A 21,107-nucleotide genomic window follows, 5' to 3' on the forward strand; every position below is an offset into this window, starting at 1 on the left:
GGCCCGGTTTCCCGGGCCCCCTTTTTCGTTTCAGACACCGGCGTCGCTTATTGCTGCTTCACGCCGACCACTTCGCCGACGATGCGGGTGTCCGCACCGTTGATCGTGCCCGAGGCGCCGAAGACGATGCCTAGGTTCACGCCCTTCGAGCCGTAGAAGGCGCCGGTGATCGTGCCGGTCGCCGGACCACCGCTGACGAGGCTGCCGCTGAACTGGTTCTGCCCGATCGGGATCGCGCCCTGGGCATTCAGCGTGACATAGGCGGTCTCGGCGCCGCCGCTCGGCAGCGTCGTCAGGTTCATCGCCGTGGTGACGAGACCGGTAGCGAAGTTGACCGAGACGGTCGCGGTGCCCCCGACGCGGACGATCGTCGTCGCGTTGTTGGCGACGCTGACCGCGCGGCCGACGATCCGCGCATTGTAGCTCGCCGTGCCGGTGGTGAGCATGTCGTAGCTCAGCGTCGGATAGCCCCAGATCGCATAGGTCAGGCGCTTCTGGCCGGTGGTCGAATCGCCGCGCCACCAGTTGGCATAGCTCAGCACGGTCAGCTGCTTGAGCAGGCTGTCGCTGGTCGTCACGGTCGCTGCGCCGATGTTGTTGAGCACTTCGAGCTGGCTGAAATTGCCCGCCGCCGCGCCGGTCGCGGTGCTGACGCTGCGATAGACGAATTCAGTCACCGTCGGTGCCGCCGTGGCGGTGACGTTGGTGCCGGTGAAGCGCGACTCCTCGGTCGCCTCGTCCATCACGAAGGTGCCGTTGGTGAGGTCGGTGGTCGCGGCCAGCTTGACGCGGCTGGTGAAGGTCTCGGTCGCGGTCACGCCCAGCGTCACGGCGCCCGCGGCGGGATCGCCGGTATAGTTGGTCGTCGCGTTCAGCGTGCTGAATTCGGCGGCGGCGGTGAGCGGGAAGGCAGTGTAGGTAGCGGTGGGCGTCGGAGTTGGCGTCGCCGAGCCGCTTGAGGTGGGGGTCGGCGTCGGCGTGGGCGAGGAGTTCCCACCGCCGCTGCAGCTTGCCAGCGCGGCCGCAGCCGCGGCGCTGCCCAAAATGACATAACGGCGAATCATACGAAAACTCCTCGAGAACCTGGCGCACCACAGGAAATGCCTTGGCCCCCTGTACCCCAGATGAACGGCCCTGCGTCAAGGCTGGACGCGTTACACTGGAAAAAGCCGTCGCCTGCGCGTATCGAGCGCCGCATATCGCCGGCGCGCCCGCCGGCCCCCTTCACGACAGGATCGAACTACCATGGGTTTCCGTTGCGGCATCGTCGGCCTGCCCAATGTCGGCAAGTCCACGCTTTTCAATGCGCTGACCGAGACGGCCGCAGCGCAGGCGGCCAACTATCCATTCTGCACGATCGAGCCGAACGTCGGCAATGTCGCCGTGCCCGATCCGCGGCTGAACAAGCTGGCGGAAATCGCCGGCTCGCAGAAGATCATCGAGACGCAGCTCGGCTTCGTCGACATCGCCGGCCTGGTGCGCGGCGCCAGCAAGGGCGAAGGCCTGGGCAACCAGTTCCTCGGCAACATCCGCGAAGTGGACGCGGTTGTCCACGTCCTGCGCTGCTTCGAAAATGACGACATCCAGCATGTCGACAACCGCGTCGATCCGATCGCCGATGCCGAGACGGTCGAGACCGAGCTGATGCTCTCCGACCTCGAGAGCCTTGAGAAGCGTGTGCCCAACCTCGCCAAGAAGGCGGCACAGGGCGACAAGGAAGCGAAAGCCGCCGCATCGGTGCTCGGCCAGGCGCTCGACCTGCTGCGCGACGGCAAGCCCGCGCGGCTGACCGTGCCCAAGGACGAGGACGAGGCCCGCCACCTGCGGCTCGCCCAGCTGCTAACCGGCAAGCCGATCCTCTACGTCTGCAACGTCAACGAGGAAGACGCGGCCAACGGCAATGAACTGTCCGCCAAGGTCTTCGCCAAGGCGGCGGCCGAAGGCGCGCAGGCGGTTGTCGTCTCGGCGGCGATCGAGGCCGAGATCGCGACGATGCCGGTGGAGGAGCGCGGCGAGTTTCTCGGCGAGCTCGGGCTGGAGGAGACCGGCCTCGCCCGCGTGATCCGTGCCGGCTACAAGCTGCTCGACCTGCTGACCTTCTTCACCGTCGGCCCCAAGGAAGCGCGCGCCTGGACCGTCCATCGCGGCGCCACCGCGCCCAACGCCGCGGGCGAGATCCACAGCGATTTCGAGAAGGGCTTCATCCGCGCAGAGACGATCGCGTACGACGACTTCGTGGCGCTCGGCGGCGAAGCCAAGGCGCGCGAAGCCGGCAAGCTGCGTGCGGAAGGCAAGGCCTATGTCGTCCAGGACGGCGACGTGATGCACTTCCTGCACAGCTGAGAATATTTCCCCCTCCCGCTTGCGGGAGAGGTTAGGGGAGGTTGCGACGTGGAGGCGCTTGCTGACACGGTGTCGCCCGCTACCCGCACACACCCTCCCCCTGCCCCTCCCGCAAGCGGGAGGGGAGAATAGAGGAAGGAGGGGCTAAGAAGCTCCGCTATCCGCACGCCTTCGCGATCAGCGCGGCGAGATGCTCGCGCAGGAACGGCTTGGCCAGCACCGGCCGCTCGCAATAGGCGCCCTCCAGCCCCAGCGCGCCATAACCGGTGGCGAAGGCGTAGGGGATCGCGCGCTCGGCAAGGATGTCCGCGACTGGGAAGGAATGGTGGCCGTCGAGATTGACGTCGAGGATCGCCAGATCGGCCTCCACCCGCCGCGCCGCCTCCAGCGCCTCGGGCAGCCGCATGGCGATCTCCACCACCTCGTGACCGAGATCCGCCAGCATGTCCTCGATCAGGAAGGCGATCGTCATTTCATCTTCGACGATCAGGACACGCACGGCAAAAAATCCTACTCTACGGTAACGGCGGCGAGCGGCGCCTCGACGGTGCAGCGCAGCCCCTCGGGCTCGAAGTAAAGCGTCACCGTGCCGCCAAGTTCCCCCGCCAGGCCACGCTCGATCAACCGCGAACCGAAGCCGCGGCGCGCCGGCGCCAACACAGCAGGCCCGCCGCGTTCCCGCCACTCCAGGCGCAGCTGGCCGTTCGTCACCGACCAGGCGATCGCCACCTGGCCCGTTTCGTTCGACCAGGCGCCGTATTTGACGGCATTGGTGGAAAGTTCGTGCATCGCCAGCGCCATGGCCAGCGCAGTCTTGGGCGAGATGCGTACGTCCGCGCCCACAAGCGTGCAGCGCGCCGGATCATGCTGGTGCGGGCGCACCGCCTGATCGACCGCCTCGCGCAGCGACGCGCCTGCCCAGCGCTCGCCGGTCAGCAAATCGTTGGCCTGGGCCAGCGCCACCAGACGCGCGGCAAATTGTTCCTGCGCCACCGCCAGATCGGGCGCGGCGCGGAAGGTGCGCATCGCGATCGCCTGCACCATCGCCAGCGTGTTCTTCACCCGGTGGTTGAGCTCGTTGATCACCAGCCGCAGATGCTCGTTGGTGCGGCGCTGCTCGGTAATGTCGGAAGCCGCGCCGAACCACTCCACCAGCGTCCCCGCCTCGTCGGCGAGCGGCACCGCGCGCGACGCCACCCAGCCGATGCTGCCGTCCGCCTGGCGAACGCGGTGTTCGAGCTCGAGCGGCCGGCGCGTCGCCACCGCCTCGGCGATCGCAGCCTGCACCCGTGGAAAATCCTCGGGATGGAGATAGGTCTCCTTCCAGTCACTCTGGGCGGCGCTGGCGTGGGTGAGGAAGGTGCCGCCGTCCATGTGGAGGAGTTCGGACCAGTCGGGACTCATCCGGTAGATCGCGTCCGAAGTCGCCTCTACGAACGCGCGCAGCCGCCGCTCGCTTTCGCGCAACTGGCGCTGGGCGAGTACTTTCTGCGTCGTCTCGACGACGATCGCGATCACCCCTGCCGGCGTGCCCGATTCATCGAGAACGGGGGAATAATCCAGGTCCATCCACACCGGCTCCAGCTTGCCGCGCCGCTGCAGCGCCAGCTCCTGGTCGCGATAGGCAAGCGTCTGCCCGCTGAGGCCCACCCGCATGACATTGTCGTTGAAGTCGGCGATCTCCGACCAACCCTCGCGCACCTTGGATCCCAGCAGCGCCGGGTGCCGGCTGCCGGCGAATTCCGAATAGGCGTCGTTGTAGATCATCACGCCGTCGTCGCCCCACAGCAGCACGATCGGCACGGGCGACAGCAGCAGCATCTGGGTAACCGACTTCAGGCTTTGCGGCCACTGCGCCAGCGGCCCGATCGACGTGGCCGCCCAGTTGAAATCCCGGATGAGCTGCCCGAGCTGCCCCCCACCGATCGGGTAGCCTGATTCGCCCATCCATTCCTCCACGCAAGGTATCACGTCTGCCGCCGCGGCTGGCAGAATGTTTCTCCTCCGCGATCGTTCATTCCGCGGCGTGCGACGATAACCTATGTGAACTTAGTCCGCGTTTGGCGCCGGTCGTCGACCGGAATAGAGCGGATGCGCAACAAATCTTCGCTCGGACCGGCAACGCGCTGGAAATGTTTCTACAATGGGTCCGGTACGGGGGCATCGGCCCTCGGGGGGATTTCCATGACAATTACCGCGCGGGTTCGCAGCGGCGCGATTGCGCTGATCCTGCTTCTGGCTATCGCCTTCGCCGTATCGGCGTGGCGGATCCATGCGATCCGGATGGGCGGGCCGATGCACCGCGCATCGATGGAGATCGCCGATCTCAACGCCGATATTCTGCCCCCGCCCGAATATATCATCGAGCCCTATCTGGAAGCGACGCTGCTGCTCGACCATCCCGAGCGGATCGAAGCGACCCGCGCCCGGCTTGCCGAGCTGCGCAAGGCCTATGATGAGCGCCATGCGGTGTGGGAACAGTCCGCTCTGCCCGACCATCTGAAGCGCGCGATCCTCGCCGACACGCATACCCCGGCGATGCGCTTCTGGCAGGAGGCTCAGGGCGCGTTTCTCGACGCGATCGCCGCGAAGGACATGGTCACCGCCCGCGCCCGTTACGCCGTACTCACGCAAGCCTATGATGCGCACCGCAAGGCGATCGACGCGCTGGTCAGCGCCACCGCCGAGGAACAGGCGGCGTTCGGCGGCCGCTCGTCCCAGTCGCTCTGGGCCTCAATCGGCGTGCTGACCTTGCTCGCGCTGTCGCTGTTCGGCACGATCGGCTGGTTCGCCTGGTGGCTCACTCGCCGCGTCGCCCAGCCGCTGTCGCAGGTCGCCCAGGCGACCACGATGCTGTCGCGCGGCCAGGACACCGCCATTCCCTATCGTGACCGCACCGACGAGCTGGGTGACATCGCCCAGGCTGTCGCCCGCTTCCACGCTGCCGCGCGCAGCCGCGCCGAGATGGATGCGGCGCATCTCGCCGAGCAGGAAAATGTTGGCGAGATGCTGGGCGCCGCGCTTGCCGCGCTGGAGAAAGGCGATCTGCGCCACCGCATCGCCACCCCCTTCCCCGGCGTCTACGAGCCCGTGCGGCTGAGCTTCAACCGCGCGGCCGGAGCACTTTCCGCGATGCTCCGCACCGCCATCCACAGCGCGCGCAACATCGGCACCGGCTCCAGCGAAATCGCCACCGCCTCGGAGGATCTCGCCCGCCGCACCGAAATGACCGCGAACACACTCCAGGAAACCAGCGCAGCAATCCAGCTGATCGAGAACCGGCTGAAGAGCAGCAGCCAATCGGCGGAAATCACGATGCAGCGCGCCGAACAGGCCGGGGCGATGGTGCATTCGGGCCGCAGCACCGCGCAGAACGCCGCGACCGCGATGAACAGCGTCTCCGAACGCGCCAACGCGATCGATACGGTGGTGGAGGGGCTCGACAAGATCGCCTTCCAGACGCGCGTGCTGGCGATGAACGCCGCCGTCGAGGCCGGTCGTGCCGGGGAGGCCGGGCGCGGCTTCGCGGTGGTCGCCGACCTCGTCTCTGCGCTTGCGCTGCGTGCCGAGGAAGAGGCGAAGCGCGGCCGCGAGCTGATCAACGAGACGCAGATCGACGTCGCCACCGCCGCCAGCGAGGTCCGCGCGGTGGACACGGCGCTGGTCGAGATCGTCGAGAATTTCGACAGTGTCCAGCAACTGCTCCAGGCGCTGCGCGAGGACAATCGCTCGCAGGCCGGCGCGATTTCCGACATCACCCGGTCGGTGGTCGAAATGGAAGCGGCCACCCAGCAGAACGCCGCGATGGTGGAGCAGACCTCCGCCGCCGCCCGCTCGCTCGACCGCGAGGCGGCGACGCTGCTCGGCAACGCCGAGGCGTTCCGGGTGGACGAAGAGGTGGTGGGGTATCGCAGCGGCGCGGCCGCCGAGCCCGCATTCGAGATGGCGTACTGAACCTCCGATCCTCCCCCTGCGGGGAGAGGACCTACCTGCCCCCCTACCCCTCGAACGCCGCCAATATCGGGCACGGCCCCGCGCTGCCCGATCCGCACTCCCGCGCCAGCCGGGCAAGCCCCTCGCGCGCCTGGACCAGCTCGGCGATCTTCACGTCGAGCGCCGCAATCCGCGTCCGAGCCAGTTCCCGCGCCCGGGTGCGGTCGTCGGTTGCGTCGAGCTCGAGCAGCTCGCCGATTTCCTCCAGCGTGAATCCCGCTGCCTGCGCCGAGCGGATGAAGCGCAGCCGCCGCACTTCCTTCTCGCCATAGCGACGCACGCCCGCATCGGGCCCGCCGCCACGCTCGGGCGTCGGCAGCAGCCCGCGCCGCTGGTAATAGCGCACCGTTTCCACCCCCACCCCGCCGGCGTCCGCCAGCTTTCCGATCGTCAGTTGCGACATGGCTTGACTCCGTACCATGGTACGGAGCCTATATGGGGTGCGGAGTGAAGGAAAGCCCATGTCATCCGCCTCGGAAAAGCACGCAATTCTCTATCGCATGGTGATGGGCACGCATGTCTGCCCCTGGGGCCTGCGCGCCCTGCACCTGCTCAAAAGCCACGGGTACACGGTCGACGACCGCCACCTCACCACCCGCGAGGAGACCGACGCGTTCAAGGCCCGCCACGGCGTGACGAGCACGCCGCAGGTTTTCATCGGCGAGCGGCGGATCGGCGGGCATGACGATCTCCGCCAGTTCCTCGGCCTGAAGGTCCGCGATCCCAAGGCGAAGACCTATCGTCCGGTACTCGCGCTGTTCGCCATCGCTGCGCTGATGGCGCTCGCCACCAGCCAGGCCGCCTATGCGACGCCGCTCACGATGCGCGCGGGCGAGTGGTTCGTCAGCTTCTCGATGTGCCTGCTGGCGATGCTCAAGCTGCGCGACGTGTCCGGCTTCGCGACGATGTTCCTCGGCTACGACCTGCTCGCCCGCCGCTGGGTGCCCTATGCCACCCTCTATCCCTTCGCCGAGGCCGCGGCCGGGCTGCTGATGACCGCGAACGTGCTGACCTGGTTCTCCGCCCCACTCGCGCTGTTCATCGGCGGGATCGGCGCCGTCTCGGTGTTCAAGGCGGTCTATGTCGATCGCCGCGAGCTGAAATGCGCCTGTGTCGGCGGCGACAGCAACGTGCCGCTGGGCTTCGTGTCGCTCACCGAAAACCTGATGATGATCGCGATGGGCCTTTGGATGCTCGCGCGCCCCCTGCTCGGAGTCTGAACCTTGCGTACCACCCTCGCCGCCCTTGCCCTGCTCGCGCCCCTGCCCGCGCTCGCGCAGGAGGATCACAGCATGCACGACATGGGTGCCATGCCCGCCGAGCCCACGCCGCAGGACCACGCCGCCATGGGTCACAACATGGCCGGCATGGACATGTCCCAACCGATGTCGGCCATGCGGATGGGCGGCTCCGACCATGCCGCCGGCGGCTCGGGCACATCGCTGCTGCCCCAGGCCGACGGGCCGATGCGCGGCGTGATGCTCGGCGATGGCGACTGGATGGTGATGGCGCACGGGTACCTTTGGGGCGTCTATACCGATCAGGGCGGGCCGCGCGGCAAGGACGAGGCGTTCGTCGAATCGATGGCGATGCTCAGCGCCAGCCGCGATTGGGGCGGCACCTCGGTGCAGCTCCGCGCGATGGGCAGTCTCGAGCCCGCCATGGGCCAGGGCGGCTATCCCAATCTCTTCGCCAGCGGCGAGACCGCCAACGGCCAGCCGCTGGTCGATCGCCAGCACCCGCACGACCTGTTCATGGAACTGAGCGCGCGCGTCGATACCCAGGTCGCGCCGGGCACCAAGCTGTTCGTCTATGGCGGTCCCGTCGCGGAGCCCGCGCTCGGGCCGAGCGCGTTCATGCACCGCCGCTCGGCGCGCTATTTCGCGCTGTCGCCGATCGCGCATCACTGGCTCGACAGCAGCCACATCACCTATGGGGTCGTTACCGGCGGCGTGCAGGCGGGCCGCGTGCAGCTGGAAGGCTCCTGGTTCAACGGCCGCGAGCCCGACGAGCATCGCTGGGACGTGGATCGCATCAAGCTAGACAGCTGGAGCGTCCGCGCCAGCTGGTCGCCTTCGGACAATTGGGTAGCGCAGGTCTCGACCGGGCACCTCAAGAGCCCCGAAGTCACCCATCAGGGCGAGGACGAGCAGCGCACCACCGCCAGCCTCCACTATAGCAGCGGCAAAGTCTCGGCGATGGTCGCCTATGCCGCCAAGCACCGCCTGCCCGGGCCGGTGCTGAGCGCGTTCACCGCCGAGGCGAACTGGGACCTGACCAGTCGGCACAGCCTATTCGGCCGGGTTGAGAATGTCGCAAACGACGAGCTCTTCCCGGATCATGACGATCCGCTGCACGACACCAAGTTCCGGGTGACGCGGTTCGAGGGCGGCTATGCCTATCGCATCCCGCTTGCGCACCAGACCGAGCTGGCGCTGGGCGGGTCAGTCGCCGCCTACGCCAAGCCGAGCGTGCTCGATGCGGCCTATGGCAAGGCGCCGGTGAGCTATACGCTGTTCGCGCGACTGGCGCTGGGGCGGTAAGCGCGGGGCGCCTCCTCCACCGCGCCGCCGAAGGCGATGGTGGAGGGGGAAACGCCCGGTCTTCCCCCCGCAACAATTACGGCGCATGCAGCCCCGCATGCGCTGGACCACCAGAATCGCCGCCGCCGCGCTGATCGCGGTCCTCCAGGCTTGTGCCACTCCGCCGGTCCAGGCGCCTCCCCCGCCCCCCGCGGCGGTGGAAGCCCGCCCGGCCGTCACGATCCTGATCTCGATCGACGGCTTCCGCGCCGATTACCTCCAGCGCGGCGTCACGCCCAACCTCACCCGCCTAGCCGCGCAGGGCATCACCGGGTCGATGCGCCCAAGCTTCCCGAGCAAGACCTTCCCCAACCATTGGACGCTGGTCACCGGGCTGGTGCCCGATCACCATGGCATCGTCGGCAACCGGATGGAGGATCCCGCCCACCCGAACGAAACCTTCACCACCGCCAGCGACGCGCCCTATTGGTGGAACGCCGCCGCGCCGATCTGGGTGGAGGCGGAGAAGGCCGGCATCCGGACCGGCACCGTGTTCTGGCCCGGCGCGAACGTCGCCTGGGGCAGCAGTGTCACCAGGCCCGACCACGGCGACTATGCCGGCGGCACCCGTCCGCGCGACTGGCTCCAGTACAACCAGGCGATCAACGACACGCAGCGCGTCGACACCGTGCTCGACTGGCTCCGCCGCCCGGCCGCCAACCGCCCGCGCTTCGTCACCCTCTATTTCGACCGCGTCGACACCGTGGGCCACGGTCATGGTCCGGACTCGCCTGAAGTCACGCAGGCGGCGGCGCAGGTCGACGCGCAGATTGGCGCGCTGATCGAGGGGCTGGCGGCGCTACACCAGCCTGCAAACCTGATCGTCGTCTCCGACCATGGCATGTCGGAGACCAGCGACACCCGCGTCATCCCGCTCGGCCTGCCCAAGGACAGCTACCACCTGATCGAAGGCGGCCCCTTCGCCGCGCTGAACCCACTGCCCGGCAAGGAAGCGCTGGTCGAGCAGGCGCTGCTCCGGCCGCATCCCCACATGGAATGCTGGCGCAAGGCGGACATCCCGGCGCGGTTCCGCTTCGGCACCAACGCGCGCGTACCCGCGCTCTTCTGCCTCGCCGAGCCGCGCTGGATGATCGTTGAGACGCTGCCCGGCGCGCCCTTCACCCGCGGCGAGCACGGCTATGACAATCGCAGCCCGGACATGGCCGCGCTGTTCGTCGCCGCCGGCCCCGCCTTCCGCCACGGCACGCTGCCAGCATTCGACAATGTCGACGTCGCCCCGCTGCTCCGCGACCTGCTCGGGCTGCCGCCCAAGGCAGGGCTCGACGGCGACGACGTGCCGTTTCGGGGCCTGCTCCAGCCCCGTTGAATCCGCTTGCCAGCGTCGGGTTTCTGAATGAAACTCGTTGCCATGCGCTTCTTCGACGATATCCGCCCGGGCGATCGCGCCAGCTTCGGCCGCTACGAGGTCACCCGCGAGGAAGTGCTGGAGTTCGCGCGCAAATATGATCCTCAACCGTTCCACCTCTCCGACGAGGCGGCAGCCAAGACCCATTTCGGGCGGCTGGCGGCGAGCGGCTGGCACACCAACGCGATGACGATGGCAATGCTGGTCGCGCACTACGAAGCGGACCCGATCGCCAGCCTGGGCGCGGCAGGCGTGGACGAACTGCGCTGGCTGAAGCCGGTCTACCCCGGCGACGTGCTCCGCTGCGAAACCGAAGTGCTGGAAGCCCGCGCCTCGCAGAGCCGCCCGGACATGGGCATCGTCCGCAGCCGGCTGACCAGCTTCAACCAGCAGGGCGAAGCGGTCCTCACCTTTATCGCCAACGCCCTGATCGCGCGCCGCACGACGGCGTGATCCGGCGTCCGGCGCATCTGGAATCGATGCCGGCGTGATGATAAGCATCGGTGATGTGGGCGGCCGATTTCTGCGCCCCCCTTACCGATGAAGCACCACCAGCGACCACTGGGCCCGCCCGGCGGCATCGGCCTCGCCTAGCAGCTGTTCGCGCACGCGCATGGCCGAGTGCGGTAGGGATCGCTCCGACGGCTACGTCCGGCACCTGTCGCGCAATACCTCAGGCCGCCTCCAGCATGGCCGCGCGCCGCTTGGCGGCACCGCGCTCGAGCTTGAACGCGCCGGTCTGGCCGCTCAGCACTTCCACTTCGCGGAGCAGGTGCGTGGTCGCCGCCGAGGTTTCCTCGACCATCGCGGCATTCTGCTGAATGCCCGATTCGATCGAGCTGAGCGCCCCGGACACTGCCTTGGTCGCATCGGCCTGCTCGCGGCTGGCGCGGGCGATCTCGTCGGCCCGGCGCGCGCTGTCCTCGGTCGAGGCCTCGATGGTCTGGAAGGCCTCGTCGATCAGGCCGACCGCGGCGACGGCGGTGCCGATCTCGTCTCGGGCGCGGGTGAGCTGTTCCTTGGCGCTCGCCGATTCGGTTTCGGCCCGCAGGGCCAGCGCGCTCACCAGGTCGGCGACGACCGCGAAGCCGCGGCCCGCTTCACCAGCGCGGCCTGCCTCGACCGCGGCGTTCATCGCGAGCACCCGGGTCTGGAAGGCAATCTTCTCCAGCCCCTCGATCACGCCGTCGATGGCGCGCGAGCTTTCGGTCACCGCCTCCATGGCTACGGTGGCGGCAGTGGTACGATTGCGGCCTTCGGTTACCGCGGAGCGCGCCGAGTGGCTGGCGGCGAGCGACTGGTCTGCTGCGGCCGCGGTTTCGCGCACGCTACCGGTGATCTGCTTCACCGCCACCGCGGTCTGGCTGAGCTCGCCGGCGGCGTGCTCGGTGCGGCGCGCAAGATTGCCCGAGGCCTGCGCGATTTCGCGGCTGCCGGTCTCGATCGACTGGGTGCTGTCCATCAGCGCGTCGATCAGGTCGCGCAGGCGATCGATCGCGCCGTTGTAGCCATCCTTGAGATCGCCGAATTCCTGCGGATAGTGCTCGGTGATCTTGGCGCTGAGGTCGCCGTCCGCGAGGCGCTGGAAGTACACGGCCATACCGCGGACCACCGCCGCATGCTCCTTGGCGAGCGCATTCTGCTCGATCTGCGCCTCGGCGGCCTGTTTGAAACTGGCCATGGCGCGCGTCAGGCGGCCGACGCAATCGGTGAAGTCGGTATAGGCGACCGGGCTCTTGAGGTCGCCGGCGGCCAGTGCCTCCATGCGAACGACGGTAGTGACATAGGGTACGGCGATCGCTTCGCGCAGCCACCAGGCGCAGATCAGCGCGCACAAGGTAAGCCCGGCATCGACCTCCAGCGACAGCGCCCAAGGCAGAATCGCGTCCACGGCGGTAACCGCCACCATGAAGCCGACGAACAGACCGAAGGCGATCAACAGCTTCAGTCGAATCGGTGCATTCGCCTTGAACCACTCCATACCGCACCCCAGTCCTTGATCTCTGTCAAAGATATCATAGGAGATTGGAAGGTTGCGGTTACGGATTTGCAGATAGAGGAAAGTTACGTAGGCACGAGCGAAATATCATTGTACTAGCAACACATTTACCTTCCGATCTGCATCTCGATAATGCCGGGCGATGATCGGGGTCCTTCGAATACCACAGCCGATGCATATCTAGTAAATGAGAGGATTAGGCACGCGAAGGTGCATCACGCGATGGTACAGGCGGCACTCAACGCCGGTGCCACCCGCCTGGGCGCCCGCGGAAGTCGCGCCAGTTGTTCCGCCAGCGCTGCTCGCCGCGCCAGGCACCGCGGCGCTGCTCCCAATAGGCGCGCTGGCCATCGTTCCAGGCGCGACGATGGCGATACCGGTCGTACACATAGACACCGGTGCCGGGATAATAATAGTCGTCGTACCAGCCCCAATAGGGGCTGCCATAGCCTGCGCCGTAGCCCACCGCCACACGTGACCCGCCATAGCCATAGCCGTCATCCATGCAGCCGCCGAGTGCCGCCGCACTGCCAAGCAGCGCCGCGCCGAGGATGGATTTCAAGCCGATATGCATGAGTCACGCTCCTGTGCCGGAGGGGCGCGGCGGGGCAGTGCCCCCGGCCGCGCCCCTCGGGCGGAGAAGCGCACGGATGCCCGCCGGAGTTCCGTCAGTGGCCCTCGAACGCGACGAGCGCCGCGACGGCGATCCCGTCACTGCGCAGCGCATCCGCGCCGCCCAGATCGGGCAGGTCGACAACGAACGAGGCCTGGACCACCTCCGCCCCCGCCTTGCGCAGCAGCCGCACCGCCGCGCGCGCCGTGCCGCCGGTGGCGATCAGGTCGTCGACCAGCAGCACGCGGGCGCCGGGCACCAGCGCATCGGCATGGATGGCGATCCGGTCGGTGCCATATTCGAGGGCGTAATCCTCGGCGATCGTTGCACCCGGCAGCTTGCCGTCCTTGCGGATCAGCAGCACGCCGGTGCCGAGCCGCACCGCCAGCGCCGCGCCGAACACGAAGCCGCGCGCCTCGACGCCGGCAACGAGATCGATCTTCCCGTCAACCTGCGCCGCCATCTTCTCGATCGTCAGCCGCAGCCCCTCGGGATCGAGCAGCAGCGTGGTGATGTCGCGAAACAGGATCCCCGGCTTCGGAAAGTCAGGGATGGTGCGAATGCGACTGCGGATGTCTTCGTTCTGCTGGGTGTCCATCAATGCTTCATGCCGCGCCAAACCGTGAGGTACGCGCCATAGGCGAGCCCGGTGGCAAACAGCAAGAAGATCACGACCGCCACGCCCGCCTGGTGGCGCGTCTGCAGCGTCGGCTCGGCGGTCCAGACGAGGAAGGCGGAGACGTCCTTCGCCATCTGGTCGACGGTGGCGCGGGTGCCGTCGTCATATTGCACCTGGCCCTCGCTGGTCAGCGGCGGCGGCATCGCGATGTTGAGATTGGCGAAATACGGGTTGAAGTACATGCCGTCGGGCGTCTTCGTCGCCTCGGGGAACTGCGCTGCCTTCGCCGGATCGGGCTTCTCGCCATAGCCGGTCAGCAGCGAATGGACATAGGCGGCGCCGTCATGCCGCGCCTTGGTGATCAGGCTGAGGTCCGGCGGGTTGCCGGTGCCGGCATAATAGACCTTGGGGATATGGTCCGAGGGAATGTTGTCGCGCTCGCCCCAGGTGCCGGCCTTCTCGTCGAACGCCGGCTGCTTGTTCGCCCATTCCTTCGCGATCTTCTTCACCTGGGCGTCGCTATATCCCAGGTCCTTGAGGTTGCGGAAGGCGATCATGTGCAGCGAGTGGCACGCCGCGCAGACTTCCTTGTACACCTTGAAGCCGCGCTGGAGCTGGGCGGTGTCGAACTTGCCGAGCGGCCCGTTCGAGGGGAGGTCCAGCTCCTTCGGATGCTTGTGCAGCGCCTGTTCGGCGGTCTGCTTCGGCGGTTCCTTGATCAGGCCGGTGATACTGCCCAGCAGGGCGAGCAGCAGCACGAAGACGAAGCCGGCACCGATCAGGAACTTGATCGAGCGGAAGAAGATCGACGTCATGGTTCCCGGCCCCCTTATGCCGTCGCCGCGGTGGCGGTGATGCGCGATCCGCCTTCACCCTTGAGCACCGCTTCGGTGATCGAATTGGGCAGCGGGCGCGGCGTCTCGATCCGCGAGATGATCGGCACGATGATCAGGAAGTGCGCGAAATAATAGGCGGCGGCGATCTGGCTGGTGATCACATAGACCGGCTCCGCAGGCGAACCGCCGCACCAGCCGAGGATCAGCACGTCGGCAACCAGCACCCAGAAGGCGACGCGGTACATCGGCCGGTAATTGGCCGAGCGCACCGGCGAGCGATCCAGCCAGGGCAGGAAGAACAGGAGCAGGATCGAGCCGAACATCGCCAGCACGCCCCACAGCTTCGCCGGCAGGATGAAGTCCGCGGTGAAGGCGCGCAGGATCGCGTAGAAGGGCCAGAAATACCATTCGGGCACGATGTGCGCAGGCGTCGAGAGCGGGTTGGCCGGGATGTAATTGTCCGGGTGGCCGAGATAGTCCGGATAGAAGAAGATCAGGATCGAGAACAGGATCAGGAAGATGCCGACCCCGAAGCCGTCCTTGGCGGTATAATAGGGGTGGAACGGCACCGTATCCTGCTCGCCCTTCACCTCCAAGCCGGTCGGGTTGTTGGAGCCGGGAATGTGCAGCGCCCAAATGTGCAGGATGATCACGCCCGCGATCACGAAGGGCAGCAGATAGTGGAGCGAGAAGAAGCGGTTGAGCGCGGCATCGTCCGGCGCATAGCCGCCGAGCAGCCACACGCGGATCCAGTCGCCGACCACGGGGATCGCCGAGAAGAAGCCGGTGATCACCTGCGCGCCCCAGAAGCTCATCTGCCCCCAGGGGAGCACATAGCCCATGAAGGCGGTGGCCATCATCAGCAGGAAGATCACCACGCCGAGCAGCCACACCATCTCGCGCGGCGCCTTGTACGATCCGTAATGGAGGCCGCGGAAGATGTGGATGTACACCACGATGAAGAACATGCTGGCGCCGTTGGCGTGGGCGAAGCGCAGGAACCAGCCTGCGTTCACGTCGCGCATGATCGTGCCGTTGACCGATTCGAACGCGCCGGTCGCCGAGCTGTGGAAGTGCATCGCCAGCACGATGCCGGTGACGATCTGGATCACCAGCGAAAGCCCGGCCAGAATGCCGAAGTTCCAGAAGTAATTCAGGTTGCGCGGCACCGGATAGCCGGCGCCGATCGCGTTATAGACAAACCGCGGCAGCGGCAGCCGATCGTCCACCCATTTCATCACCGGGTTTTTCGGCTCGTAATGGCGCGCCCAGGGAAAGCTCATCCAGGTCTCTCCTCACCCGACTGTGACAACCGTGTCGGACGTGAAATTATATTTTGGTACTTCGAGATTCTTCGGTGCCGGCCCCTGCCGGATACGGCCGGCCGTATCATAGGCCGAGCCATGGCACGGGCAGAAATAGCCGCCGAACGGCCCCCGGCTCTCGCCCTCGCCCGCCCCCAGCGGCACGCAGCCGAGATGGGTGCACACGCCCAGCGTGATCAGCCAGTTCTTGTGGCCTTCCTTGGTGCGCTGATCGAGCGTCTGCGGATCGCGCAGGCTCGAGATCGGCACCGCTTCGGCCTGGGCGATTTCCTGCGGCGTGAGGTTGCGGACGAACAAGGGCTGTTTGCGGAAGCTGGCCTTGATCGCCTGCCCCGGCTCGATCGCCGCGAGATTGACCTCGGTGGTCGACTGCGCCAGCACGTCGGCCGACGGATTCATCGAATTGACGAGCGGCAGCACCACCACGCCGGCACCGACCGCGGCAACCGCAGGTGCGGCATAGAGAAGATAATCGCGACGACGGGGATTCTCGAGGATTTCGCCGCCTGGGCCTACGGTCTGATCGGGAGTAACGCCTTCTTCAAACGTTGCCATGCTCTAGCCCTTGCACTTCGGGAACTCTTCCGCATGAGAACCGCGGAGAGAGGAACGCGGACGAAACGAAGCTCAGTGCCGGCCGGGTTTCCGGTGGCTATCCTAAGTTTGATAGACGGCGCGATGCAGCTTTGCCAACAGGGTTTTTCATCTTCTCGTCTCCAAGGCCTTAATGTTGCACTGCAAAATGACTTCGCCCTCCACAATTCGCGTCGCGTTGTTCCAGCCTGAAATTGCAGGAAATGTCGGCACCATCTTGCGGTTGGCGGCGTGCATGGGGGTGGCGGTGGACCTGATCGAACCTATGGGTTTTCCCTGGGGCGATCGCGCCCGCAAGCGCGCGGCGATGGACTATGAACCCGAAACGGTGCGGCATGCCGACTGGAGCGCCTTCGAAGCGCGGCTGCCTGCGCGGCTGGTGCTCTTCACCACCCGTGGCGGCATTCGCCTGCCCGAGGCCCGCTTCGAGGCCGGTGACACGCTGCTGTTCGGTGCGGAGAGCAGCGGTGTGCCGGACTTCGTGCACGACCGGGCCGATGCTGCAGTGCGAATACCGCTGCGACCGGAGCTGCGCTCCTTGAACCTCGCGGTCGCAACGGGCATCGGGCTGGCCGAGGCGCTACGCCAGACCGAAGGATTCCCGCAATGATCACGCTCGACGACCAGCAGCAACGCGCCCGCACCTGGTTCGAGGGCCTGCGCGATTCGATCTGCGCCGAATTCGAGGCGATCGAGCGCGAGGCCGGATCGGACGCTTCGTTCGAATACCTCGCCTGGGACCGTGTCGACGCCAGCGGCGCGCCCGGCGGCGGCGGCGTGCGCGGGGTGATGAAGGGCCGGGTGTTCGAAAAGGTGGGCGTCAACGTCTCCACCGTCGGCGGCGCGTTCGAGGGCGATTTCGCCAAGACCATCCACGGCGCGGGCGAGGACCCCAGCTTCTTCGCCACCGGCATCAGCCTGGTCGCGCACATGGCCAATCCGCACGTGCCCGCGGTCCATATGAACACGCGCTTCCTTACCACCACCAAGCGCTGGTTCGGCGGCGGCGCCGATCTCAACCCGCCGCTGCCGTACGAGGAGGACACCGCCGATTTTCACGCCCGGCTACAGGCCGCCTGCGACGCGCACGACCCGTCTTATTATCCGCGTTTCAAGGCATGGGCGGACGACTATTTCTACATCCCCCACCGCAAGGTGCATCGCGGCGTCGGCGGCATCTTCTACGATCATCTCGAAAACGACTGGGAGGCGGATTTCGCGCTGACCCAGGATGTCGGCCGCGCCTTTCTCGACGTGTACCCGAAGCTGGTGCGGCGGCGGATGGACCAGCCGTTCGACGATGCCGATCGCCAGCGCCAGCTCGAATGGCGCGGCCGCTATGCCGAGTTCAACCTGATCTACGATCGCGGCACGCTGTTCGGCCTCAAGACCGGCGGCAATGTCGATGCAATCCTGATGAGCCTGCCGCCGATGGCCGCCTGGAGCTGAGCCCATGGGCCTGCTGCCCGTCGCAAACGACCATATCGCCACCATCGTCACCGCGCTGGAGATGCGCGAACGGCCCAGGCCGCGACCGATGGCCCCCTCCCCGTTCCGGCTGGTCCACTGGCCCGCGCCCGACAGCGATAAATATCGCGCGCTGTTCCGCCGGGTGGGCGGGCCGTGGCTGTGGTTCTCGCGGCTGGTGATGGAGGAGGCGCGGCTGCGGGCGATTCTCGATGATCCGCAGGTCGCGGTCTACGCGGTGGTGGACCGGGCGGGCGTCGAGGTCGGCATGCTCGAGCTCGATTTCCGCACCGCTGCCACCTGCGAACTCGCCTATGTCGGGCTGGTGCCGGAGATCACCGGCAAGGGCCATGGCGCCTGGCTGATGGCGCAAGCGCTGGCCTTCGCCTGGCGCAAGGAGGTGACGCGCGTCTGGGTCCATACCTGCACGCTCGACCACCCCGCCGCGCTCGGCTTCTATCGCCGCCACGGCTTCGTGCCGTACAAGCGCACAATCGAAACCTTTCCCGACCCGCGCCTGCTCGGCGTGCTACCGCCGGACGCGGCGCCTCACATTCCCTGCCTGGGCTCGGTCGCGCGATAGGCAGCGACGCGCAGGATCACCAGCGCGGTCCACACGCCCGCACCGATCATCGACAGCAGCAGATAGCCGAGGAACTCCGGCACCACGCCCCCGCCCGCCGCGGTCGCGATCAGCCCGGTGAAGATGCTCGATACCGCCATCGCGCCGATGCCGCCGACGAACACCATCGCCGCGACCAGCAGGAAGAGCAGCCCGGTTACGCCGCTGCTGCGCACCCAGCCCTGCTTGAACGCCTCGATCAGCCCCGCCTCGGGCCGGGCGGCATAGGCGGGCGCCGCCAGCCAGGTCCGCGCGAAGACGAACAGCCCCGGCGCGATGAATAGCGAGAAGCCTAGCTGGAAGCCGATGCTCACCGCCACTTCCAGTACCAGGAACGGAAACAGCCGCCGCAGCGCCGCCTTCATCACCTGCCCCAGCGTCTGCCCCTGCCCGCGCAGATACAGGCTGAACAGCGCGAAGATGCCGTAATCGACGGCCAGATAGGCCAGCGCGATGGGCACGACGTTCGCCTCGACGAACTTCTGGTAGAAGGCGAGCAGCACCGCCTGATCGGAAAGCGATTCCAGATCGGGGGCACCCTGCACCATCAGAAGCAGCATGCCGAGGCTCGGCAGCAGGAAGAACAGCCCCGCGACGGGCAGCACCAGTGCACGCTCGCGCTGCCAAAGGGTCTTTGCGTCGGCGAACAGGCCAGCCAGGCGCAGCGTCATGCGGGCCACACCGAATCGGTCGTGGTCAGCGCCACGTAGAGCTTGCCCTGGAATGCCGCGAGCAGCAGCATCACCACCGCCTGCACGCTCGCGGTGACGATCGTCGTAAGCAGCATCGCCGTCGTCAGGCCCGGGGCGTTGCCGAAGAGCAGGGCGAATACGCTGCCGAACACCAGCTGCGCGGCGAGCTGCGCGACCCCGCCGATCAGCGTGAACAGCAGCAGCAGGCCGAAGATCCGCCAGCCATGCCCGCGGGTGAGCGCCCAGGAACGACCGACCGCACCGAACAGCAAGCCCTCGCGCAGCACCACCGTGCTGACCAGCAGCAGCCGGGTGAAGAGGAAGAAGAAGGCCAGGACCAGCACCAGCACCCAGAGCGCGACCATGCTCGACGTCTGCGGATCGATGGTCATGCCGCTCGCCTGCCCCGTGGCGATCGTCAGCACGTCATAGCCGCGCGCCGCGAGGAGCACGGGCAGGGGCAGCATCGCCACGGCCGCGGCAAGCCCGATGCCGATCGAGACGAGCAGCGCCGCCGGCAGCCGCCGTACCGCCAGCCGCCCCGCATCGGCACGGGCGCCCGCGCCGGTCGCCAGCGCGATCACGGTGAGCGAACCCCAGAAGGAAACGATCGACACCAGCACCACCAGGGCGCCGACCGCCAACCGCACGCCCGGGCTCGCCGTCGCCGCCGCGGCCGAGGCGCAGCTGTTGATCACGCCAGGTGCTACGAACGCCGCCAGCGCCAGCGGCACCAGCGTGCCCAGATTCTCCCCGACAAACGCCGTGGTGCGATCCCAGACGATGCTCATTTTTGCCATGCGGCGAAGTCCTTGCGTGAGGGACCCGGGGTGTTAGCCGGGGGGCACCGCCTTGCCAATGCTTGCCTTGGCGGCCGGAAGGGCGCAAGCGGCGACGATCATGCACGAAACCATCGAATGGCGGGTCGAGCCCCGGCCGATCGACTATGCCGAAGCCCATGCCGCGATGGAGGCGCGCGCCGCCGCCGTCACCGCGCACAGTGCGCAGGAACTGGTCTGGCTGCTCGAGCACCCGCCCGTCTACACCGCCGGCACCAGCGCCGATCCCGCCGAAATGCTCGATCCTCGCTTCCCCGTCCACCGCACCGGGCGCGGCGGGCGCTATACCTATCATGGCCCCGGCCAGCGGATCGGCTATGTCGTGCTCGACCTGCGCGAGCGGCTGCGCGACGTACGCAACTATGTCCACGCGATCGAAGGCTGGGTGATCGCTGCGCTGGGCGACTGCGGCATCGAGGCGTTCCGCGCGCCCGGCCGCATCGGCATCTGGACGCTCGATCAGGGCGTCGAGGCGAAGATCGGCGCCATCGGCGTACGAATCCGGCAATGGGTGACGCTGCACGGATTCGCGATCAACCTCGATCCCGATCTGACCCATTTCACTGGAATCGTGCCCTGCGGAATCGCCGAATTCCCCGTCACCAGCGCCGCCAGGCTGGGCAAACCGATTGCGACGGACCGCTTCGATCAGGCGCTGCAGGCCACATTTTTGCCATTTTTGGACGCTCTGGATCGCGCGGGATAAATTCGAGTCTTGAGGGTGTCCCCCGAACCGTCTAATGTCCAGCACGGTTTGGGTATTAACGGCGTACAAGCGTCGTCCAAATCCATTATCTAGGGAGCTATTACATGCGTGCAGTCCTTTCGAAGATCGTTGCTGGCTCGATGATCGCCGGTGCGGCCCTCCTGGCCTCGGCTTGCAGCAGCAACACCGAAACCAACGTCAACAACACCACCGAAGTCGTTGCTCCGGAAAACACCACCGACGCTTCAGTCACCAACGTTGACGTCGCTGCGCCGGTTGACAACGCCGTCGTCGACAACGGCACGATGAACGCTTCGAACGCGATGTAATCATCGCGCTTCGGCGTACGTTACGAAAGGGCCGTCCGGGCAACCGGGCGGCCCTTCTCGTTTCGGGGTCGGCCCCGCCCCGCGCACCACAGATCGTCGTGTTTGGAAAAAAGGGGCTTGGGCGACGAATCGAAACGCCCTAACGAACATCTCTCATAGCGGTATCAAGAGGATGGGATGCT

At 67.0% G+C, this 21,107-nt stretch carries 23 protein-coding genes; 11 read left to right on the plus strand and 12 right to left on the minus strand.

Annotated elements, in window-relative coordinates:
• Positions 1–47 precede the first annotated feature (47 nt).
• On the minus strand, positions 48–1,064 hold the full coding sequence (locus tag QZ670_RS04600) for a transferrin-binding protein-like solute binding protein (RefSeq protein WP_294252607.1): 1,017 nt from the start codon (positions 1,062–1,064) through the stop codon (positions 48–50).
• 181 nt (positions 1,065–1,245) lie between these two features.
• Between QZ670_RS04600 and ychF the strand changes: the two genes are divergently transcribed.
• Positions 1,246–2,343 carry a redox-regulated ATPase YchF gene (ychF, locus tag QZ670_RS04605; RefSeq protein WP_294252608.1) on the plus strand — a complete coding sequence of 366 codons (1,098 nt, stop codon included), beginning with the start codon at positions 1,246–1,248 and terminating at the stop codon, positions 2,341–2,343.
• A gap of 157 nt (positions 2,344–2,500) precedes the next feature.
• Here the strand turns inward: ychF and QZ670_RS04610 are convergent, their stop codons facing one another.
• Together QZ670_RS04610 and QZ670_RS04615 are read right to left on the minus strand one after the other, a co-directional pair.
• Positions 2,501–2,842 (minus strand): response regulator, encoded by a 342-nt coding sequence (locus tag QZ670_RS04610; protein ID WP_294252609.1) that lies wholly within the window; start codon positions 2,840–2,842, stop codon positions 2,501–2,503.
• Between the two features lie 11 nt (positions 2,843–2,853).
• The gene (locus QZ670_RS04615) at positions 2,854–4,290 is read right to left on the minus strand and encodes an HWE histidine kinase domain-containing protein (RefSeq protein WP_294252610.1); all 1,437 of its coding nucleotides are present in this window, start codon (positions 4,288–4,290) and stop codon (positions 2,854–2,856) included.
• 237 nt (positions 4,291–4,527) lie between these two features.
• On the opposite strand from QZ670_RS04615, the gene QZ670_RS04620 reads away from it, so the two are divergent.
• Positions 4,528–6,297 carry a methyl-accepting chemotaxis protein gene (locus QZ670_RS04620; RefSeq protein WP_294252611.1) on the plus strand — a complete coding sequence of 590 codons (1,770 nt, stop codon included), beginning with the start codon at positions 4,528–4,530 and terminating at the stop codon, positions 6,295–6,297.
• 43 nt (positions 6,298–6,340) lie between these two features.
• On the opposite strand, the gene QZ670_RS04625 is transcribed toward QZ670_RS04620, so the two are convergent.
• Complete coding sequence (locus tag QZ670_RS04625) at positions 6,341–6,739, minus strand: MerR family DNA-binding protein (protein ID WP_294252612.1); 399 nt, start codon at positions 6,737–6,739, stop codon at positions 6,341–6,343.
• A gap of 58 nt (positions 6,740–6,797) precedes the next feature.
• Here QZ670_RS04625 and QZ670_RS04630 point away from each other — a divergent pair, with 58 nt between their 5' ends.
• The 4 genes from QZ670_RS04630 (at position 6,798) to QZ670_RS04645 (ending at position 10,737) form a co-directional block, all read left to right on the plus strand.
• Positions 6,798–7,556 (plus strand): glutaredoxin, encoded by a 759-nt coding sequence (locus tag QZ670_RS04630; RefSeq protein ID WP_294252613.1) that lies wholly within the window; start codon positions 6,798–6,800, stop codon positions 7,554–7,556.
• A gap of 3 nt (positions 7,557–7,559) precedes the next feature.
• Complete coding sequence (locus tag QZ670_RS04635) at positions 7,560–8,879, plus strand: hypothetical protein (protein WP_294252614.1); 1,320 nt, start codon at positions 7,560–7,562, stop codon at positions 8,877–8,879.
• A 97-nt stretch (positions 8,880–8,976) separates the two neighbouring features.
• Positions 8,977–10,245 carry an ectonucleotide pyrophosphatase/phosphodiesterase gene (locus QZ670_RS04640; RefSeq protein WP_294252615.1) on the plus strand — a complete coding sequence of 423 codons (1,269 nt, stop codon included), beginning with the start codon at positions 8,977–8,979 and terminating at the stop codon, positions 10,243–10,245.
• A 42-nt stretch (positions 10,246–10,287) separates the two neighbouring features.
• On the plus strand, positions 10,288–10,737 hold the full coding sequence (locus QZ670_RS04645) for a MaoC family dehydratase (protein WP_294252771.1): 450 nt from the start codon (positions 10,288–10,290) through the stop codon (positions 10,735–10,737).
• Between the two features lie 220 nt (positions 10,738–10,957).
• Here the strand turns inward: QZ670_RS04645 and QZ670_RS04650 are convergent, their stop codons facing one another.
• From QZ670_RS04650 to petA, 6 genes are all read right to left on the minus strand, one after another.
• Positions 10,958–12,265 (minus strand): methyl-accepting chemotaxis protein, encoded by a 1,308-nt coding sequence (locus tag QZ670_RS04650; RefSeq protein WP_294252616.1) that lies wholly within the window; start codon positions 12,263–12,265, stop codon positions 10,958–10,960.
• Positions 12,266–12,521: 256 nt separating this feature from the next.
• Positions 12,522–12,857, minus strand: coding sequence for a hypothetical protein (locus tag QZ670_RS04655; RefSeq protein ID WP_294252617.1), 336 nt, complete (start codon positions 12,855–12,857; stop codon positions 12,522–12,524).
• Positions 12,858–12,951: 94 nt separating this feature from the next.
• Positions 12,952–13,494 carry an adenine phosphoribosyltransferase gene (locus QZ670_RS04660; RefSeq protein WP_294252618.1) on the minus strand — a complete coding sequence of 181 codons (543 nt, stop codon included), beginning with the start codon at positions 13,492–13,494 and terminating at the stop codon, positions 12,952–12,954.
• Positions 13,494–14,330, minus strand: a complete 837-nt coding sequence (locus QZ670_RS04665) for a cytochrome c1 (protein ID WP_294252619.1) — start codon at positions 14,328–14,330, stop codon at positions 13,494–13,496. Before QZ670_RS04665 ends, QZ670_RS04660 begins: the two co-directional genes overlap by 1 nt.
• A gap of 14 nt (positions 14,331–14,344) precedes the next feature.
• Positions 14,345–15,634, minus strand: a complete 1,290-nt coding sequence (locus tag QZ670_RS04670; protein WP_294252620.1) for a cytochrome b N-terminal domain-containing protein — start codon at positions 15,632–15,634, stop codon at positions 14,345–14,347.
• Between the two features lie 12 nt (positions 15,635–15,646).
• A complete protein-coding gene (gene petA / locus QZ670_RS04675) occupies positions 15,647–16,231 on the minus strand; it encodes a ubiquinol-cytochrome c reductase iron-sulfur subunit (protein WP_294252621.1) in 585 nt (194 codons plus the stop codon).
• A gap of 205 nt (positions 16,232–16,436) precedes the next feature.
• On the opposite strand from petA, the gene QZ670_RS04680 reads away from it, so the two are divergent.
• The 3 genes from QZ670_RS04680 to QZ670_RS04690 are packed head-to-tail and all read left to right on the plus strand — an operon-like array spanning position 16,437 to position 18,320.
• On the plus strand, positions 16,437–16,880 hold the full coding sequence (locus QZ670_RS04680) for a tRNA (cytidine(34)-2'-O)-methyltransferase (protein WP_294252772.1): 444 nt from the start codon (positions 16,437–16,439) through the stop codon (positions 16,878–16,880).
• Positions 16,877–17,719, plus strand: a complete 843-nt coding sequence (hemF, locus tag QZ670_RS04685) for an oxygen-dependent coproporphyrinogen oxidase (protein WP_294252622.1) — start codon at positions 16,877–16,879, stop codon at positions 17,717–17,719. The genes QZ670_RS04680 and hemF overlap by 4 nt, the downstream gene beginning before the upstream one ends.
• Positions 17,720–17,723: 4 nt before the next feature.
• Complete coding sequence (locus tag QZ670_RS04690; RefSeq protein ID WP_294252623.1) at positions 17,724–18,320, plus strand: GNAT family N-acetyltransferase; 597 nt, start codon at positions 17,724–17,726, stop codon at positions 18,318–18,320.
• Here QZ670_RS04690 and QZ670_RS04695 read toward each other — a convergent pair.
• Both QZ670_RS04695 and QZ670_RS04700 read right to left on the minus strand, forming a co-directional pair.
• Complete coding sequence (locus tag QZ670_RS04695) at positions 18,287–19,030, minus strand: hypothetical protein (RefSeq protein ID WP_294252624.1); 744 nt, start codon at positions 19,028–19,030, stop codon at positions 18,287–18,289. The genes QZ670_RS04690 and QZ670_RS04695 overlap by 34 nt on opposite strands.
• Entirely contained in the window at positions 19,027–19,851 is an 825-nt protein-coding gene (locus QZ670_RS04700) for a hypothetical protein (RefSeq protein ID WP_294252625.1), read from the minus strand. The genes QZ670_RS04695 and QZ670_RS04700 overlap by 4 nt, the downstream gene beginning before the upstream one ends.
• Before the next feature lie 100 nt (positions 19,852–19,951).
• On the opposite strand from QZ670_RS04700, the gene lipB reads away from it, so the two are divergent.
• Together lipB and QZ670_RS04710 are read left to right on the plus strand one after the other, a co-directional pair.
• Positions 19,952–20,596: a lipoyl(octanoyl) transferase LipB gene (gene lipB, locus QZ670_RS04705; protein WP_294252626.1), complete on the plus strand. Its 645-nt coding sequence runs from the start codon at positions 19,952–19,954 to the stop codon at positions 20,594–20,596.
• 104 nt (positions 20,597–20,700) lie between these two features.
• The gene (locus QZ670_RS04710; protein ID WP_294252627.1) at positions 20,701–20,925 is read left to right on the plus strand and encodes a hypothetical protein; all 225 of its coding nucleotides are present in this window, start codon (positions 20,701–20,703) and stop codon (positions 20,923–20,925) included.
• Positions 20,926–21,107 lie beyond the last annotated feature (182 nt).

The sequence above is a fragment of the uncultured Sphingomonas sp. genome, from assembly GCF_913774285.1.
Lineage (GTDB): Bacteria > Pseudomonadota > Alphaproteobacteria > Sphingomonadales > Sphingomonadaceae > Sphingomonas.

What these genes read in the sequence shown, in the direction of transcription:
- QZ670_RS04665 (WP_294252619.1), bottom strand. Translation starts at nt 14,330, where the DNA reads ATGACGTCGATCTTCTTCCGCTCGATCAAGTTCCTGATCGGTGCCGGC.
- QZ670_RS04620 (WP_294252611.1), top strand. Translation starts at nt 4,528, where the DNA reads ATGACAATTACCGCGCGGGTTCGCAGCGGCGCGATTGCGCTGATCCTG.
- QZ670_RS04630 (WP_294252613.1), top strand. Translation starts at nt 6,798, where the DNA reads ATGTCATCCGCCTCGGAAAAGCACGCAATTCTCTATCGCATGGTGATG.
- lipB (WP_294252626.1), top strand. Translation starts at nt 19,952, where the DNA reads ATGCACGAAACCATCGAATGGCGGGTCGAGCCCCGGCCGATCGACTAT.
- QZ670_RS04645 (WP_294252771.1), top strand. Translation starts at nt 10,288, where the DNA reads ATGCGCTTCTTCGACGATATCCGCCCGGGCGATCGCGCCAGCTTCGGC.
- QZ670_RS04615 (WP_294252610.1), bottom strand. Translation starts at nt 4,290, where the DNA reads ATGGGCGAATCAGGCTACCCGATCGGTGGGGGGCAGCTCGGGCAGCTC.
- QZ670_RS04655 (WP_294252617.1), bottom strand. Translation starts at nt 12,857, where the DNA reads ATGCATATCGGCTTGAAATCCATCCTCGGCGCGGCGCTGCTTGGCAGT.
- petA (WP_294252621.1), bottom strand. Translation starts at nt 16,231, where the DNA reads ATGGCAACGTTTGAAGAAGGCGTTACTCCCGATCAGACCGTAGGCCCA.
- QZ670_RS04640 (WP_294252615.1), top strand. Translation starts at nt 8,977, where the DNA reads ATGCGCTGGACCACCAGAATCGCCGCCGCCGCGCTGATCGCGGTCCTC.
- QZ670_RS04690 (WP_294252623.1), top strand. Translation starts at nt 17,724, where the DNA reads ATGGGCCTGCTGCCCGTCGCAAACGACCATATCGCCACCATCGTCACC.
- QZ670_RS04625 (WP_294252612.1), bottom strand. Translation starts at nt 6,739, where the DNA reads ATGTCGCAACTGACGATCGGAAAGCTGGCGGACGCCGGCGGGGTGGGG.
- QZ670_RS04660 (WP_294252618.1), bottom strand. Translation starts at nt 13,494, where the DNA reads ATGGACACCCAGCAGAACGAAGACATCCGCAGTCGCATTCGCACCATC.
- hemF (WP_294252622.1), top strand. Translation starts at nt 16,877, where the DNA reads ATGATCACGCTCGACGACCAGCAGCAACGCGCCCGCACCTGGTTCGAG.
- QZ670_RS04650 (WP_294252616.1), bottom strand. Translation starts at nt 12,265, where the DNA reads ATGGAGTGGTTCAAGGCGAATGCACCGATTCGACTGAAGCTGTTGATC.
- ychF (WP_294252608.1), top strand. Translation starts at nt 1,246, where the DNA reads ATGGGTTTCCGTTGCGGCATCGTCGGCCTGCCCAATGTCGGCAAGTCC.
- QZ670_RS04700 (WP_294252625.1), bottom strand. Translation starts at nt 19,851, where the DNA reads ATGGCAAAAATGAGCATCGTCTGGGATCGCACCACGGCGTTTGTCGGG.
- QZ670_RS04670 (WP_294252620.1), bottom strand. Translation starts at nt 15,634, where the DNA reads ATGAGCTTTCCCTGGGCGCGCCATTACGAGCCGAAAAACCCGGTGATG.
- QZ670_RS04710 (WP_294252627.1), top strand. Translation starts at nt 20,701, where the DNA reads ATGCGTGCAGTCCTTTCGAAGATCGTTGCTGGCTCGATGATCGCCGGT.
- QZ670_RS04695 (WP_294252624.1), bottom strand. Translation starts at nt 19,030, where the DNA reads ATGACGCTGCGCCTGGCTGGCCTGTTCGCCGACGCAAAGACCCTTTGG.
- QZ670_RS04600 (WP_294252607.1), bottom strand. Translation starts at nt 1,064, where the DNA reads ATGATTCGCCGTTATGTCATTTTGGGCAGCGCCGCGGCTGCGGCCGCG.